Origin of the sequence: Pseudomonas marvdashtae (assembly GCF_014268655.2) — a bacterium.
GTDB classification, from domain to species: Bacteria; Pseudomonadota; Gammaproteobacteria; order Pseudomonadales; family Pseudomonadaceae; genus Aquipseudomonas; species Aquipseudomonas marvdashtae.
This window is the reverse complement of the sequence record NZ_JABWQX020000001.1, coordinates 1,306,054-1,320,714: the sequence shown is the minus strand read 5'-3', so window position 1 is coordinate 1,320,714 and position 14,661 is coordinate 1,306,054. Positions and strand designations below refer to the sequence as shown.

The window sequence follows — 14,661 nt, the reverse complement described above, 5'->3', positions numbered from 1 at the left end:
TCAGCTGCGCCGCAGAGTGCGTCCCAGTTCATCGAACAGCGTCACCACCGAGCGCAACGCGCGGCAGTCCGGTCGGGTCAGGAGCCAGAGCGCCGTGTCATGCCCGGCCAATGGCTCGCCAATGGGCGTCAGGCCGTGGTTGCCATCGATCAAAAAGTCCGGCAGTGCCGCCACCCCCAAACCAGCCCGCACCAGTTCGGTGACCGAAAGCATGCTATTGCAACGATAGGCCGGCACCACGCCGGGCAAGTGCTGGCGGCGCCAGGCCACGGTGGGGTGATCGGGCAGGAAATCGTCCGGTGCGATCCAAGTCATCGACGCCAAGTCCCGCAGACTCGTCGAGCGCAGATACGCGTCGCCAGCACATACCCGATAAACCACATGGCCCAAATTGCGCCCCACCAGATGTTCCGGTGGCGCAAGGGTCAGGCGCAAGGCAATGTCGGCATCGCGGCGGCTGAGGTTGGCGAAGTCGTTCGAGGTGCTCAGCTCCAGCGTCAACGCTGGATAAGCGGGCATGAATCGCGCCAGCGCGGGCAACAGCAATGCCTGCAGGACCGCATCGGTACACGTCAGGCGCACCGTGCCGCTGACCACCTGGCCGCCCTGCTCCACGCCGACGCGCGCGGCCTCCAACGCCTGTTCGGCACGCTCGGCCTGCTCCGCCAACGCCTGGGCAAGGCTTGTGGGCAAATATCCAGCACGGCTCTTTTCAAACAATGGCTGGCCCAGGGCCGCCTCCAGCCGACGGACCGAACGAAACACCGTCGACACGTCCACGTGCAATAGCCGAGCGGCCCGGGCCAGCGAACCGCCACGGACCAGCGCGAGGATCAGCGACAGGTCGGGATAGTCGAGACGATAGTGCGTCGCTGCATTGATCACTTGGGTAAACGCCAATATTGATTGCACAAACGCCAATTTATACTGGCGCCCAGGAATCAACAAGCGGCGAGCCTCCCATGGAAAATCAGCATCCGTTAAACATCGCCCTGGTCGGCGACCACGACCCACACATCACCGCGCACCGGGCGATCCCCCTCGCACTTGAGCTGGCTGCCAAGCAAACCGGTCATTCCATCCGTTTACAATGGCTGGCAACGCCGCTCATTACCGAGAACGCTGTGCTGGAGCACTTCGACGGTGTCTGGTGCGTGCCCGGCAGCCCTTACCAAAACGAAGACGGCGCCTTGCGTGCCATTCGTTTTGCCCGCGAACAGCGTCGCCCTTTCTTGGGCACCTGCGGCGGCTTTCAACATGCTGTGCTGGAATATGCCCGCAACGTAATGGGCTGGGTCGATGCCGTTCATGGTGAAACCTCACCAGAAGCGGAACGAGCACTGCTGACGCCGCTGAGCTGTGCCCTGGTCGAAACCATCGACAGCTTGCAGCTGGAAGCGGACTCGTTGATTGCCAAGGCCTATGGTCGCCGGACGGTTTTCGAGGGCTACCACTGCCGTTTCGGCGTCAATCCACACTTCGAGCGAGACTTGCTGAGCGAACGCTTGCATGCCGTCGCCCGGGATTCGGCCGCCGACTTGCGCGCTGTAGAGTTGCGCGATCATCCGTTCTTTGTCGCGACGCTGTTCCAGCCCGAGCGTGCTGCGCTGGAAGGACGCGTACCACCGCTGGTCCGCGCGTTTGTCCAAGCCTGCGCCATGGCGCAGGCATAGCCTCCAACAGACAACGCCGAACCGGTTCCCTGGCCAACTCGAGACTCTTGGCTCAGCCCCCTACCAACTGCCGCATCGCCAGGATTTCCGGCAGATCGCTGCGCGCCATGTACACCCGCAACGGTTCGGTAATGTTGATACGGTCGTCGATATTCTGGTCCAGCAGCAACTGGATCCGCTCACGCTTGAGGGTCAGGGTGTCATCGGCCGCTGGGGTCCAGACAAATTCACTGGTGGGGATGATGCCGTCGTCGGCCACATCCATACCGAAAGAGTCTTCGCTGAAACGCACAATGTACTGGCCAGTCTTACGGTTCAGGCCGACAAAACCCTTGAGTTGATCGGCGGCCTGGCAGATGAGTGTCGAAGTGGTGCGCATGGTAAACCTCATGGATGCGTCCCGCAGGACGTCTGATCGATGGTTTACACGCAAGACAAGCGAATGCTGGTTTAAAAGCTTCCCTCTGTTGGGGAATTGCTGTTGCCAAGATTACTGTAAAGCGACCTGAAAAAGCATCGCAATATGCCATTCGACGCATCCTCGACTAAACGAGCCTGACGAACCGGAAAGCGTCGAAAGAACAATCGACCAGCCCCGATCATCAGGCCAATACCTCGACTAGGGTCTGAACGTTGGATGGACCAGTTTCAACGAGGCTTGTTCATAGGCATAAGCAAGCGCTAATAACCCGGCGTCTCCCCACATGGAACCGATAAACGATATGGACGTTGGCACACCGCCCGGTTCTACACCCGAGGGTACGGTGATGACAGGGTAACCCGCTATTGCCGCGCTCGGCTGGGAAATACCGCCGTCGAAGTCGGCCACCATGGCATCCAGCGTGTCATCGTTAAATCGTGCATCGATCATGCTTTTAAAGCTGGCCTGGATCGGCAGCCATACGGCATCTATTTGTTCTTCACTCCAGGTTTGCTCATTGACTTGCTCAAGCATCCGCTGGCCATAGTTGCCTTCCCCCGGATTTTGCTCGTTGAAAGTAATCAGATTATTCAGGGTCGCGATTGGCAAACCGCTGCGAGTGTTCAAGTAAGCCTGCAATTCGAGCTTCATCCCAGCCATCATTACTTGAAAATAATCACTCATGTCTGGAAGACTCAAGGTCACTGGAACGAGGGTCGCTCCTTTACCCTGAATGGCTTTTAGCGCTGTGCAAAACTGAACACCGAGGTCGTGCACCATCCCGTTACCTAAGTCGCATTGCGAACGATCCTGGGTAGTCATAACGGTTGGCCATAGTGGAAAGGCAGCGCTGCGCGTTTCCTCATTATTCAGGAACACGCCAATCCGTTTCCCTTGCAACGCCTCGGTAGATAAAGCGCTGGTGTAATCCGTGTCTTGCGGAGCATCGGCGGTAGGCGGGTCGGTTGGGTCGGCGCCCGCCAGGTGGTTCAACAGCAAAGCGACATCGTAGACCGTACGGGCCATCGGCCCGGGGGTATCCTGCCGCCGGGTAATTGGAATGACACCGGAGCGACTCACCAAGCCAAGACTGGGCTTGAGACCAACGATCCCATTGTCAGCAGACGGGCAGATGATCGAGCCATTGGTCTCAGTGCCCACTGAAAGTGGCGCAAACCCCGCAGCCAGAGCGGAAGCCGGGCCAGAGCTGGAACCGCAGGGGCCTGCGCTTAACACGTGGGGGTTGAGCCCTTGTCCACCCCGACCGCTCCAACCCCGTGGCGCTTCTGGGTCCCTCATGCCAGCCCACTCGCTCATGTTGGCTTTGCCCAGGATGATGGCGCCGGCGTCGCGCAGCTGCTGGATGACGAACGCATCTTGCGCGGCCGGCAACCCTGCCATCGCCAGAGAACCGGCGGTGGTCTGCATCAAGTCTGCGGTGTCGATATTGTCTTTGATCAATACCGGAATACCGTGCAGTGGGCCTCGAATGCTACCGCTCGCGCGCTCACTGTCACGTAACGCTGCGTCTGCCAGAGCCTGAGGATTCAGTTCGAGAACCGCTTTGAGGTGAGGGCCTTCCTTGTCCAGAGCCTGGATCCGATTGTTCAGATAGTTCACCAGCTCAACCGAAGTAAGTTGGTTGTCAGTCAGTCTTTGATTGAGTTCCGTGACATTCAAATACTCATAGGCCTGGCTGTTATCTTCACTTATTGAAGACTGCGCCTGAACAGCAAAAGCAATGAAAGATAGAACCCCTAACTTAGTCATCCACCCGGTGTATCGATTAGTCATGTCAGTCCCTTGATATGGAATACGAGCGAGCCGTTTCGCTCTGCTGCTCATAGTAAGAGCCCAGAAAAACAAAGGCACCGTTGGAACTGTTAAGCCATATTGCTCGATTTTTAGCCGAGCCAGACAAGCCAGGGGAAAACAAACGCCTGCGGTCGTTTCCACGGAGCGAATCGCTGCACGCGGAAGTTTTCTTGTAATAAATGTCGCTGGACTTCGATTCCGGTGATGCAGGAAATAACCCTGAGCCAAACGGTCCGCATGGGCGCTCGAAACGAGGGGAAGATCTGTATCACGCAGGTTTATGTCGGTCCGGCGATAGCGCCGAACGCGTTCAGTTGATAAAAGAGTGATTTTTACCCCACGAAAGGATCTCGAACATGCCTGTCACCTTGACCCGTAGCGCGTTGATGCTGAGTGTGATGCTCGGACTCGGTCCGGCACACGCCGCCGAAACCCCAAGTCCCAAGGCCCTGGCAACCCTGCAAGGTATCCCCCACCCGGCGGTCATCGCCCATCGCGGCGCATCGTTCGATGCCCCGGAGTCCACCGCCGCGGCCTACAAATTGGCGCGTGACCTGGGCGCCGATTATCTGGAACTGGACCTGCAACGTAGCAAGGACGGCGTGCTGTTCGTCTTGCACGACGACAGCCTGTTGCGCACCACCGATGTCGCGACCAGGTTTCCCGAGCGCAAGGACAAGACCGCCAATGAGTTCACCATGGCCGAGCTCAAGACGCTGGACGCCGGCAGTTGGTTCAACGCGGCCTACCCGGACCGCGCTCGTCCTTCATTCGCGGGCCTGAAAATCCTGACGCTGGATGAAGTCATCAACATTGCCGAGGGCAACCCGCAGCACAAACCGGGGCTGTACATCGAGACCAAGGAGCCCAAGCTGTTTCCAGGCATCGAGCGTGACCTGAAGGACAAGCTGCAAGATCGCGGCTGGTTGAGCCCGGCAGGCTCCAAGCTGGCCAAGGGCGCCATCGGCGTGGGCCAGGGCAAGGGCAAAGTAGTCTTGCAGACTTTCGAGAAGAGCAGCCTGGAACTGCTGCATCAGGAAATGCCCAAGGTGCCAAAAATCCTGCTGCTGTGGGTCGGCGAAGGCAATATCGAACCCAAGTCCAAGGTAACGTTTGCCGAGTCCGGCGAATCCGACAAAGCAGCGTATTACGCCAAGCAAGAGCCCAAGGACAAGGCCGAGTTCGAGCAATGGGTCCAATACGCCAAGGCCCACGGCGCCATTGGCACCGGGCCTTCAGCGGCGTTGTCCGGTGGCGGCAGCCAGAGCTATGCGGATCTGGTGCAGCCATGGATGAATCAATACACCCACGATCAGGGCCTGCTGGTGCACGTCTACACTGTGGATGAGCCGGTGGATTTCAAGAAAGTGCTGGAGGCCGGCGTAGATGGCATTTTCACCAATCGGGCCAGCGAACTGCTCAAGTACTTCAAGCGTCCCGAGACAGGCAGTGTGACGCAGCTGTTAGGGAAGAACGGTTACTGAGGAATCTGGGTCGGATCGGTGCAGTCGATGCAAGTTTTTCGAATTAAGGGTGAATTAAGTTGCCAGAGATAATCTGAAACCACTTAAACGACTCACCCTTTAACGACACCAAGGAAAGACCTCATGAAAACGTTGACTGCCCTGTTTACTGCCGCTGCACTGACCCTTACCGCTGGCTTGGCCCAGGCTGATGTCCGCATCGACCAGATTCCCCAGTTGGTCAAGGACGGCAAGATCAAATCCCTTGAATCGATGAATGCCGAAGCCCTGAAGTTGCACCCGGGCGCTACCATCACCGACACCGACCTGGATAACCACTTCAACGGCTATGAGTATGAAGTGGAACTGAAAACGGCCGATGGCAAAGAGTTTGACGTGGACTTCGACGCAACTACCGGCAAAGTCCTGTCCGACAAGCAAGACACTTGATCCTTTGGTAAAAGAAAGAGCCGCGCAACTTTCAAGTTGCGCGGCTCTTTTGCGCACTGTAAATAGCTGCCGATCCAGGCAACACAGCGCAACTGTCACAAAACCATCAAAAAACCCTGCAATGATGCCGCTCTAGTGAACCTGTCATCGCCACGACAGGCACTCCCGCCAGCGAGCCCGCATGAATCACAGCATCGATCAAAGCCACCGCGATCCGGACCTGTTCGGCCTGCTCTACGGGTTTCGCTTCCGCCCCGGCGAACGCGGGCGAGAGATCGATTCGGCCCAGGCCCTGCGAAGCCTGCAGCAACCGGAGGATGCCGATGAATTCCTCTGGCTGCACCTGAACCTGGCTCATGCCGCTTGCGAGCGCTGGATGAAAAACCATCTGGCCTTGCCCGATGAGTTTTTCGAAGCCCTGCACGAAGGCTCGCGCTCGACGCGCATCGAGCACGTGGACTCGGCGCTGCTGGCGGTGGTGAATGACGTGGTGTTCAACCTCAGCAACTTGGTGTCCTCGGATGTCTCCACACTGTGGGTGTGCGTCCACAGTCGCTTGATCATCAGCGCACGATTGCAGCCTTTGCATTCGGTCGACAAGCTGCGCTCATCGGTGAAGGCTGGCGAGTGCTTTCGCTCACCGTTGGAACTGCTCGTGCATTTGCTGCGCGACCAGGGCGAGGTGCTGACCCAGATCGTGCGCAAGACCAGCCTCAGCGTCGATCAGATCGAGGATCAATTGCTGTCGTCGCGCGTATCCAACAACCGCGCCGAACTGGGCAGCCACCGCCGGGTACTGGTGCGCCTGCAACGCTTGCTGGCGCTGGAGCCCGGTTCGCTGCTGCGCCTGCTCAACCGCCCGCCGCAATGGCTGCAGAAAGAAGACGTCAAGGAGCTGCGCAAATCCACCGAGGAGTTCGCGTTGATCATCAACGACCTCACCGCTCTCGGCGAGCGGATCAAGTTGTTGCAGGAAGAAATCGCCGCCAATCTCAACGAGCAAAGCAACCGCACCTTGTTCACCCTGACCGTGGTTACGGTGCTCGCGCTGCCCATCAACATCATCGCCGGTTTCTTTGGCATGAACGTCGGCGGCGTGCCGTTGGCCGGTGATGACCACGGCTTCTGGATCCTGGTCGCACTGGTGGCGACTTTCACCGTGATCGCCGGCCGCTGGGCGTTTCGCAAGCGGCGCGATTATTGAGATTGATGCACCTCAGGTATGCATAAGCCTTTGTGGCGAGGGAGCTTGCTCCCTCGCCACAGGTGTCAACCATGTCCCCAGACCAAACACGCCTACTCCCGTCAGGTCAATGCGCTCAGGCACTCAACCGCGCCGTCACTTCGTTCAACTGCCCAGACAGCCCGTGCAGATCCCGGCTCGCCGCTTCGGTACGTTGGACGTTGTCCAGGTTGGTGCTCGCGATGCAGGTGATTTCAGTCAGGTTGCGCGAGATGTCTTCGGCAACGGAAGTCTGTTCCTCCGCAGCGGTGGCAATCTGGCGGTTCATGTCGCGAATCGCTTCGACCGCATGAGTGATGCGTTCGAGCATTTCGCCGGCCTGAGTCACTTGCTCGACACTTTCTTCGCTGCGCGACTGCCCGCTTTCGATGGCTTGGGCCGCGTCCACCGCACCGGTTTGCACCGTCTGGATGATCTGGTTGATCTCGATGATCGACGACGCCGTGCGCTGGGCGAGGCTGCGTACTTCATCGGCGACCACCGCAAAACCACGCCCTGCCTCACCGGCTCGAGCGGCTTCGATGGCGGCATTGAGGGCCAGCAGGTTGGTCTGTTCGGCAATTCCGCGAATGACTTCCAGCACCTTGCCGATGCGACCGCTGTCGGTTTCCAGGCGACGAATGACCGTGGCGGTGTTGGCGATTTCGCCGCGCATCTGGGTGATGGTGTGGATGGTGCCTTGCATCACCTTCTCGCCCTGTTGCGCCGAGTGATCGGCCTCATCGGCGGCCCGAGCGGCGTCGGCGGCATGGCGGGCGACTTCCTGGGCGGTGGCGGACATTTCGTTCATCGCCGTCGCCACCTGATCGGTGCGTTCGAATTGTTCGCTCGTCCCCTGGCTCATCAGGCTGGCGATGGCATTGAGCTCACCGCTGGCGCTGTCCAGCTCCGTCGCACTGCGTTGCAGGCGCGTGAAGGTTTCGGCGAGGAAATCGCGCAGCGTATTCGCCGCCAGGGCCAGGTCGCCCAACTCATCCTGGCGGGTGCTGGTGACGCGTTCGCCAAAACGCCCGCGGCTCAGTTGAGTCACGTATTCGATCAGGTTACGGATGGGCTGTACCAGGTTGCGGTTGATCAGCCACAGGCTCAGCAGCCAGACCAGCAGCCCCGAGACAAGCATGATCACCGTGCCCAGCATGATCGTGCGATCGGCACCGGCACTGATCAGCGCCGATTGTTCATCGCCCAGTTTATGCAGCTCTACCACCAGCTCGCTCATCTGCTCACTGGTCGCACGGTCCACGCCCTTGACCGCTGCGTCACCCGCCGAAGCGTCGCCGCCTGCCGCCACAAACGCATCACGGCCCTTTTGATAGCCCGCACCTAGCTGGGCATGTTCGCCCCGCAGACGTTCGATGCGTGATCTGATGGGAGCGGGAACCCCTTCGTGCTTGATCAATTCGCCCAAGAGGCTCTGGACGTCGCCCTGACGCGCCTCGAACTGCTTCCAGTATTTATCCAGCTCCGCCGGTTGCTTGCCACGCAGCAAGACGTTCTTCCACTCCTGGACCTGAACTTTGAACTGCAGGTTGGCCTCATCGATCAATTGCGACGCACGCAACGGGCCATCGATCAGGTTGCGATAATTGTGAATGCCATCGGAAAGGAAATGAAAGGACGCCAGGGCGATCAACAACGTTGCCAGCAGGCTGCCCGTCAGCAAGGCAAGAATCTGAGCTCTCAGGGATTTTTGTAGAAACATGCAATCGATCTCTTCAAATAAAGGACCTCCATGTCCAGGGGACACTGTCGCGACTGAGCGTGGAGGATATGAACATGGGATCGGCCCACATGCCCTGTTCTTGAGCCTCGGCGACCATCGGTAGCGGCGTCGTTTCCCCCAGTGGTCATGACTTGTCCAGACAATCCCTTTTGTCGTGCGTCGGGATTTAAAAGTCTTTTTGTCATTTCTCCTGGGGTATCCTGCCCACGCTTTGTACAAGCGCGGATCTAACCCGATCGATCAACAGACCTTGCGAGGAGCGCGATATGCACGAGATTCCTAATCTCCCCTTCCCAAGCCTGCACGAACCTGAGCAGACGACCACGCTACAAGCCGGGGGGCAACCCGACGCCCAGCAACCCGAGCCGCCGCAAGCCACTGAAAGCCGCCAGGCTGACAGCGAAGACTGATTCACTCGCACCACCAGACTGTGTGGAAAGCGCTAAGATGCGCTTTCCACACCGCCTGAATCCTGAGCCCCGTACCATGACCGATGACACCCCTGCTTTCAGCGAAGCCCAGGCCAGCGTGCTGATCGGCACAGCGGAAAAAATGGTCGATATCTGGACCCGTCTTTCTCCCGAGAAACAAGCCGCCCTGCTGGCTCGGTTCGGCACGGAGGAAAATGCCCTTGCTGCGTTGGTGACCACACATCTGGTCGCTGGCAACAACACAGCTGAGGCGCCGTCCGGCAAATAGTTTTACTTTTCCAGGCGCCACCCCCACGGTCGCCGCTATCATAAGCAGCCTATCTATCCAGCTGCCCCGTGGACCTTTTACCCATGCCAGATCCCCAGCGCCCCTTGGCGGTCACGCTGCAAGTCGTCTCCATCGTCCTGTTCACCTTCATCGGCTACCTGAATATCGGCATTCCCCTGGCCGTGCTGCCCGGGTTCGTCCATGGCGAACTGGGTTTCGGCGCGGTGATCGCCGGGCTGGTGATCAGCGTCCAGTACTTGGCCACCTTGCTCAGCCGTCCTTATGCGGGACGCATCATCGACAACCTGGGAAGCAAGCGCGCGGTGATGTTCGGCCTCGCCGGCTGCGGTCTGAGCGGTGTGTTCATGCTGGTGTCCGCCTGGACGCCACACCTGCCGACATTCAGCCTGATCAGCCTGCTGATCGGTCGCCTGGTGTTGGGCAGTGCCGAAAGTCTGGTGGGCTCGGGTTCGATTGGCTGGGGCATCGGCCGAGTCGGGGCGGCGAACACCGCCAAAGTGATTTCCTGGAACGGAATTGCCAGTTACGGCGCGCTGGCGATCGGTGCCCCGCTGGGGGTTTGGCTAGTCAATGCGTTGGGACTTTGGAGCATGGGTGTCAGCATCATTGCGCTCGGCCTGCTGGGGCTGGCATTGGCTTGGCGCAAGACCGCGGCGCCCATCGTCTCTGGCGAACGCCTGCCCTTCATGCACGTGCTGGGACGTGTGCTGCCCCACGGCTGCGGGCTGGCCCTGGGGTCCATCGGGTTCGGCACCATCGCGACCTTCATCACCCTGTACTACGCGACACAGCACTGGGATAACGCCGTGCTGTGCCTGAGCCTGTTCGGCGCCAGCTTCATCGGCGCACGCTTGCTGTTCGGCAACCTGATCAACCGTCTCGGTGGGTTCCGGGTGGCCATCGCCTGCTTGTCGGTGGAAACCCTCGGTCTGTTGCTGTTGTGGTTGGCGCCAGATGCACAGTGGGCGCTGGCGGGCGCGGCGTTGAGTGGATTCGGCTTCTCGCTGGTATTCCCGGCGCTGGGCGTGGAAGCGGTCAACCTGGTGCCAGCCTCCAGTCGTGGGGCGGCGGTGGGTGCTTATTCGCTGTTCATCGACTTGTCGCTGGGCATCACCGGTCCGCTGGCCGGAGCGATTGCCGCAGGGTTCGGCTTTGCCTCGATCTTCCTGTTCGCCGCGCTGGCGGCGTTGGGCGGGCTGGCATTGAGCGTCTACCTGTATCGCCAGGCACCTCGCTACCGTGAAGAACGGGAAAAGAACTAGAAATCCACCTTGCCGCGACCGGCCTTGATCGAACCGCGCTTGGTCTTGGATTCCAGGCGGCGCTTTTTTGAGCCCAAGGTCGGCTTGGTCGGGCGGCGCTTCTTTTCTACTTTGGTGGCGCTGAGGATCAGCTCGACCAGACGCTCCAGGGCATCGGTGCGGTTCTGTTCCTGCGTGCGGTATTGCTGGGCCTTGATGATCAACACGCCTTCGCTGGTAATCCGACTGTCACGCAGCGCCAGCAGCCGCTCCTTGTAGAACTCGGGCAAGGACGAGGCCGGAATGTCGAAGCGCAGGTGCACGGCGCTCGAAACCTTGTTGACGTTCTGCCCGCCGGCGCCTTGGGCGCGGATAGCCGTCAGCTCGATCTCCGCGTCGGGGAGGTGCACGTTGTTGGAAATCACCAGCATGGAAAGTGTCCGGTATCAGGCTCCACAGGATACCGCGAATTTTCAGGTGTCTTGCCTTAATGCAACAAACCCGGCACTTGGCCGGGTTTGTCGTATTTCAGGATTGTTACTTGGCAGCGGCCGCCATCGCCAGTTCTTGCCGGGCACTGCGCTTGTTCTTGATCACGTAGCACCCCCACATGAACACCACCCAGACCGGAATCGCATAGACCGAGATCTGAATGCCGGGGATCAACAGCATCACGCCCAGGATGAACACCACGAACGCCAGGCAGACGTAGTTGCCATACGGATACCACAACGCCTTGAACAGCGGCGTCTGCCCAGACTGGTTCATGTGCTGGCGGAACTTGAAATGCGAGTAGCTGATCATCGCCCAGTTGATCACCAGCGTCGCGACCACCAACGACATCAGCAACTCCAGCGCATGCTGCGGGACCAGGTAGTTCAGCAGCACCGCCACCAGCGTGACCGCCGCCGATGCGAGGATCGAACGCACCGGCACGCCGCGCTTGTCGATTTTCGCCAAGGCCTTGGGCGCATCGCCCTGCTCGGCCATGCCGAGCAACATGCGGCTGTTGCAGTAAGTGCCGCTGTTGTACACCGACAACGCCGCGGTCAACACGACGAAGTTGAGAATGTGCGCCGCGGTGTTGCTGCCCAGCATCGAGAACACCTGGACGAACGGACTGCCGCTGTAGGCATCGCCGGATGCATTGAGCGTGGTCAACAGGCTGTCCCACGGCGTCAACGACAGCAGCACCACCAGCGCGCCGATGTAGAAAATCAGGATCCGGTAGATCACCTGGTTGATGGCCTTGGGAATCACGGTTTTCGGTTTATCGGCTTCGGCAGCGGTGAAGCCGAGCATTTCCAGGCCGCCAAAGGAGAACATGATAATGGCCATCGCCATGACCAGGCCGCTCACGCCGTTGGGGAAAAATCCGCCGTGGGCCCACAGGTTGGTCACCGAGGCTTGCGGGCCGCCGTTGCCGCTGACCAGCAAATAGCTGCCCAGGGCAATCATGCCGACAATCGCCACCACCTTGATGATCGCAAACCAGAATTCGGCCTCGCCGAAGACTTTCACGTTGGCCAGGTTGATGGCGTTGATCAGGACGAAAAACGCCGCCGCCGACGCCCAGGTCGGGATGTCCGGCGCCCAGTAATGAATGTACTTGCCGACCGCGGTCAGCTCGGACATGCCCACCAGGATATAGAGGATCCAGCAGTTCCAGCCCGACAGGAAACCGGCGAAACCGCCCCAGTATTTATGGGCAAAGTGACTGAAGGAGCCGGCGACGGGCTCTTCGACGATCATTTCGCCAAGCTGGCGCATGATCATGAAGGCGATGAAACCGCAGATGGCGTAGCCGAGGATCATCGACGGGCCGGCTGATTTCAGCACCCCCGCCGAGCCGAGGAACAGGCCGGTGCCGATCGCGCCGCCGAGGGCGATCAACTGGATGTGGCGATTTTTCAGGCCGCGCTTCAGCTCGCCTGAATGCGTATTTTCTACAACGGTCATGCGTCACCTATTTGTTTTTATCTGTGACGAAATCGGACCCGACACGCTTGTGGCGTGGCGGAGTGAACAAGGCGGATAACCTTGAAAGTGCGTGGGTACGCGAAGGGTCACAGTAAAACGCGGCGCATTGTACACTGCAGCCCCCTTGCTGCCAGACACCACCCGATCAGTGTCTCACCCCGCACTTGAGGTCTGGCGCGCATCTGACCCTTCCCGCGGGCATGAAACAAGCGCTGCGAAGTATCAAAAAATGCGTCAAGCCGGGCCACTCGGCAGCTTTTTCTTACAGCCTTCCCAGATGCCAACACCTGTTCGCCCGAACGGTCAAAACCGTCAGCATTCCTTTACAAGCCGTAACGTAAAATTTCCATGCAGGAAATTTCCGAAGGATGACCGCAAATTGACGGTAGGTAGCTGCCTAACAAAAAAACAACCCCAGACGGCTGTTTTCAAAAGGGTAAATCTCCCTCCATAAATTGGAATAAAAAGTTCAAAAGAAAAAAATAAATTATTTTTTTGCATTCCAAAAAACCCTCGACTAGGTTTTCCCCCACTTGCCACGGCATCGTGCCGGCGAGTTTTTGCGGCGCCGGTTCGCTCGGGTTCTGCTCACGAATCGGCCCGCGTTTTCCGCAAAAAGTCATCTAGGAGATTCATTATGCAAACACTGGACAAAGACTTGGAAACCGAACTGCAACTGGATGAATGGTTCGAGGCACCGACCCATGAAGCCGCCGTTGAAATGATGCAAGCCGACGCCGTCGTTCCGTTCGGCACGGCGATGTGGCCTCTGTAAGCGATACCCGGCGGAGCTGATCCGGCCGGTCGGCTCCGCCACTTTGCTGTCAGGACGCCAATCATTCGTCAGGGAAGAATAAGCATGGACACACAACGAGCCATCTCACATTTCCTTTACTACCTCGAACATCATCCCGCCCTGGCCGGCATCCAGCCCGCCAAGGTATTGCTCGGCCACACCGCCGACTACGAAGCATTGACCGGTGCCATCGCCGAACAGGCTGGCAGCGGCTCGCCGTTCCAGTTCAGCGCCATGCGCCTGGATCTGGAAACTACCGAACGCCTGTCACAGGCCATTGCCGAGAGCGATCTGTACATTTTCTTCTACGACTCTTCCACCCTGCCCAATCCACGTCCCGACGGCCCGGACTTTGTCCGTGCGCTGCAAAGCGTGATGGCGGAGAACTGGAAGAAATCGCTGCTGTTCAAGGACTACGGCGACTATTTCTACGACACCTTCAGCGTCATCCCCCAACGCATCGCCGGGCTCAACAGCCATCTCATCCGCCGCATGTCCCAAGCCGCGACCTTGAGTTTCGAAGATGGCTACGGCTCGTATTTCGACACGGCGTTGAACGGCGTGAAGAAGTGGACCGACATCAATGGCGTCGGCAACTACGACCTCGCCCCCGGCGAAATTGCTACCCACAGCGACGCCATCAATGGCCAGGTGAAATTCGTCGGGACGTTTCTCAGCACGATTCCGTTCGCCCGCAAATACGGTGTGCTGCAATCGCCGCTGGAGCTGTGGATCGAAGATTCGACTATTCAGAAAATTGCCACCGACGTGCCGGGCCTGGAACACGATTTCAACCGATACCTGGACGCCAACCCATCGAACCGGCGCATCGAGGAGTTGGGAATCGGCACCAACGAAGGCGTCAAGAGCCTGTACGCCCGCAATGCCGGTTTCGAAGAACGCCACTGCGGCCTGCACCTTGGGCTGGGCGGCGGGGCCAAGGGCAGCCATCATCTGGACCTGATCTTCGAAGGCGGTGTGCTGGCGCTGGACAATAAGCCGATGTTTGATGGGCGGTTTGTGCTTTAGGGGCTGCTGGCGATGGCGGCCTGTCTGCGCCGCGTCACCTCGAGCCAAGCAAAAAAAAACGCCAACCCAACGGTTGGCGTTTTTTCTTGCAGTTGCAGCTAGAAACT

The 14,661-nt window shown here is 59.0% G+C and carries 15 protein-coding genes; 9 read left to right on the top strand and 6 right to left on the bottom strand.

Annotated features, from left to right (window positions below; translation table 11 throughout):
- A complete protein-coding gene (locus tag HU742_RS06065; RefSeq protein WP_186643672.1) occupies positions 1 to 948 on the bottom strand; it encodes a LysR family transcriptional regulator in 948 nt (315 codons plus the stop codon).
- Positions 949 to 962: 14 nt separating this feature from the next.
- On the opposite strand from HU742_RS06065, the gene HU742_RS06060 reads away from it, so the two are divergent.
- Positions 963 to 1,673, top strand: coding sequence for a CTP synthase C-terminal region-related (seleno)protein (locus HU742_RS06060; RefSeq protein WP_186643670.1), 711 nt, complete (start codon positions 963 to 965; stop codon positions 1,671 to 1,673).
- Positions 1,674 to 1,725: 52 nt separating this feature from the next.
- On the opposite strand, the gene HU742_RS06055 is transcribed toward HU742_RS06060, so the two are convergent.
- Together HU742_RS06055 and HU742_RS06050 are read right to left on the bottom strand one after the other, a co-directional pair.
- Positions 1,726 to 2,052, bottom strand: coding sequence for a DUF2025 family protein (locus HU742_RS06055; protein ID WP_186643668.1), 327 nt, complete (start codon positions 2,050 to 2,052; stop codon positions 1,726 to 1,728).
- Between the two features lie 240 nt (positions 2,053 to 2,292).
- Entirely contained in the window at positions 2,293 to 3,888 is a 1,596-nt protein-coding gene (locus tag HU742_RS06050) for an amidase family protein (RefSeq protein WP_186643666.1), read from the bottom strand.
- 377 nt (positions 3,889 to 4,265) lie between these two features.
- On the opposite strand from HU742_RS06050, the gene HU742_RS06045 reads away from it, so the two are divergent.
- From HU742_RS06045 to HU742_RS06035, 3 genes are all read left to right on the top strand, one after another.
- The gene (locus HU742_RS06045) at positions 4,266 to 5,393 is read left to right on the top strand and encodes a glycerophosphodiester phosphodiesterase (protein ID WP_186643664.1); all 1,128 of its coding nucleotides are present in this window, start codon (positions 4,266 to 4,268) and stop codon (positions 5,391 to 5,393) included.
- A gap of 123 nt (positions 5,394 to 5,516) precedes the next feature.
- The gene (locus HU742_RS06040) at positions 5,517 to 5,822 is read left to right on the top strand and encodes a PepSY domain-containing protein (protein WP_016773566.1); all 306 of its coding nucleotides are present in this window, start codon (positions 5,517 to 5,519) and stop codon (positions 5,820 to 5,822) included.
- 181 nt (positions 5,823 to 6,003) lie between these two features.
- Complete coding sequence (locus HU742_RS06035) at positions 6,004 to 7,026, top strand: transporter (RefSeq protein ID WP_186635827.1); 1,023 nt, start codon at positions 6,004 to 6,006, stop codon at positions 7,024 to 7,026.
- Positions 7,027 to 7,141: 115 nt separating this feature from the next.
- Here HU742_RS06035 and HU742_RS06030 read toward each other — a convergent pair whose 3' ends face one another.
- Positions 7,142 to 8,767: a methyl-accepting chemotaxis protein gene (locus HU742_RS06030; protein ID WP_186635824.1), complete on the bottom strand. Its 1,626-nt coding sequence runs from the start codon at positions 8,765 to 8,767 to the stop codon at positions 7,142 to 7,144.
- 287 nt (positions 8,768 to 9,054) lie between these two features.
- On the opposite strand from HU742_RS06030, the gene HU742_RS06025 reads away from it, so the two are divergent.
- The 3 genes from HU742_RS06025 to HU742_RS06015 all read left to right on the top strand — a co-directional run bounded on the left by HU742_RS06025 (position 9,055) and on the right by HU742_RS06015 (position 10,770).
- Entirely contained in the window at positions 9,055 to 9,198 is a 144-nt protein-coding gene (locus tag HU742_RS06025) for a hypothetical protein (RefSeq protein ID WP_186635822.1), read from the top strand.
- A 37-nt stretch (positions 9,199 to 9,235) separates the two neighbouring features.
- Positions 9,236 to 9,487 carry a hypothetical protein gene (locus HU742_RS06020; protein ID WP_186635819.1) on the top strand — a complete coding sequence of 84 codons (252 nt, stop codon included), beginning with the start codon at positions 9,236 to 9,238 and terminating at the stop codon, positions 9,485 to 9,487.
- A gap of 83 nt (positions 9,488 to 9,570) precedes the next feature.
- Positions 9,571 to 10,770: an MFS transporter gene (locus HU742_RS06015; protein ID WP_186635816.1), complete on the top strand. Its 1,200-nt coding sequence runs from the start codon at positions 9,571 to 9,573 to the stop codon at positions 10,768 to 10,770.
- Here HU742_RS06015 and arfB read toward each other — a convergent pair.
- Entirely contained in the window at positions 10,767 to 11,180 is a 414-nt protein-coding gene (gene arfB, locus HU742_RS06010; protein WP_186643662.1) for an alternative ribosome rescue aminoacyl-tRNA hydrolase ArfB, read from the bottom strand. The genes HU742_RS06015 and arfB overlap by 4 nt on opposite strands.
- 106 nt (positions 11,181 to 11,286) lie before the next feature.
- Positions 11,287 to 12,708 carry an amino acid permease gene (locus tag HU742_RS06005; RefSeq protein ID WP_186635813.1) on the bottom strand — a complete coding sequence of 474 codons (1,422 nt, stop codon included), beginning with the start codon at positions 12,706 to 12,708 and terminating at the stop codon, positions 11,287 to 11,289.
- Between the two features lie 658 nt (positions 12,709 to 13,366).
- Here HU742_RS06005 and HU742_RS06000 point away from each other — a divergent pair.
- Together HU742_RS06000 and HU742_RS05995 are read left to right on the top strand one after the other, a co-directional pair.
- A complete protein-coding gene (locus HU742_RS06000; RefSeq protein ID WP_042729498.1) occupies positions 13,367 to 13,504 on the top strand; it encodes a hypothetical protein in 138 nt (45 codons plus the stop codon).
- 84 nt (positions 13,505 to 13,588) lie between these two features.
- Positions 13,589 to 14,554 carry a M29 family metallopeptidase gene (locus HU742_RS05995; RefSeq protein ID WP_186643661.1) on the top strand — a complete coding sequence of 322 codons (966 nt, stop codon included), beginning with the start codon at positions 13,589 to 13,591 and terminating at the stop codon, positions 14,552 to 14,554.
- Positions 14,555 to 14,661 lie beyond the last annotated feature (107 nt).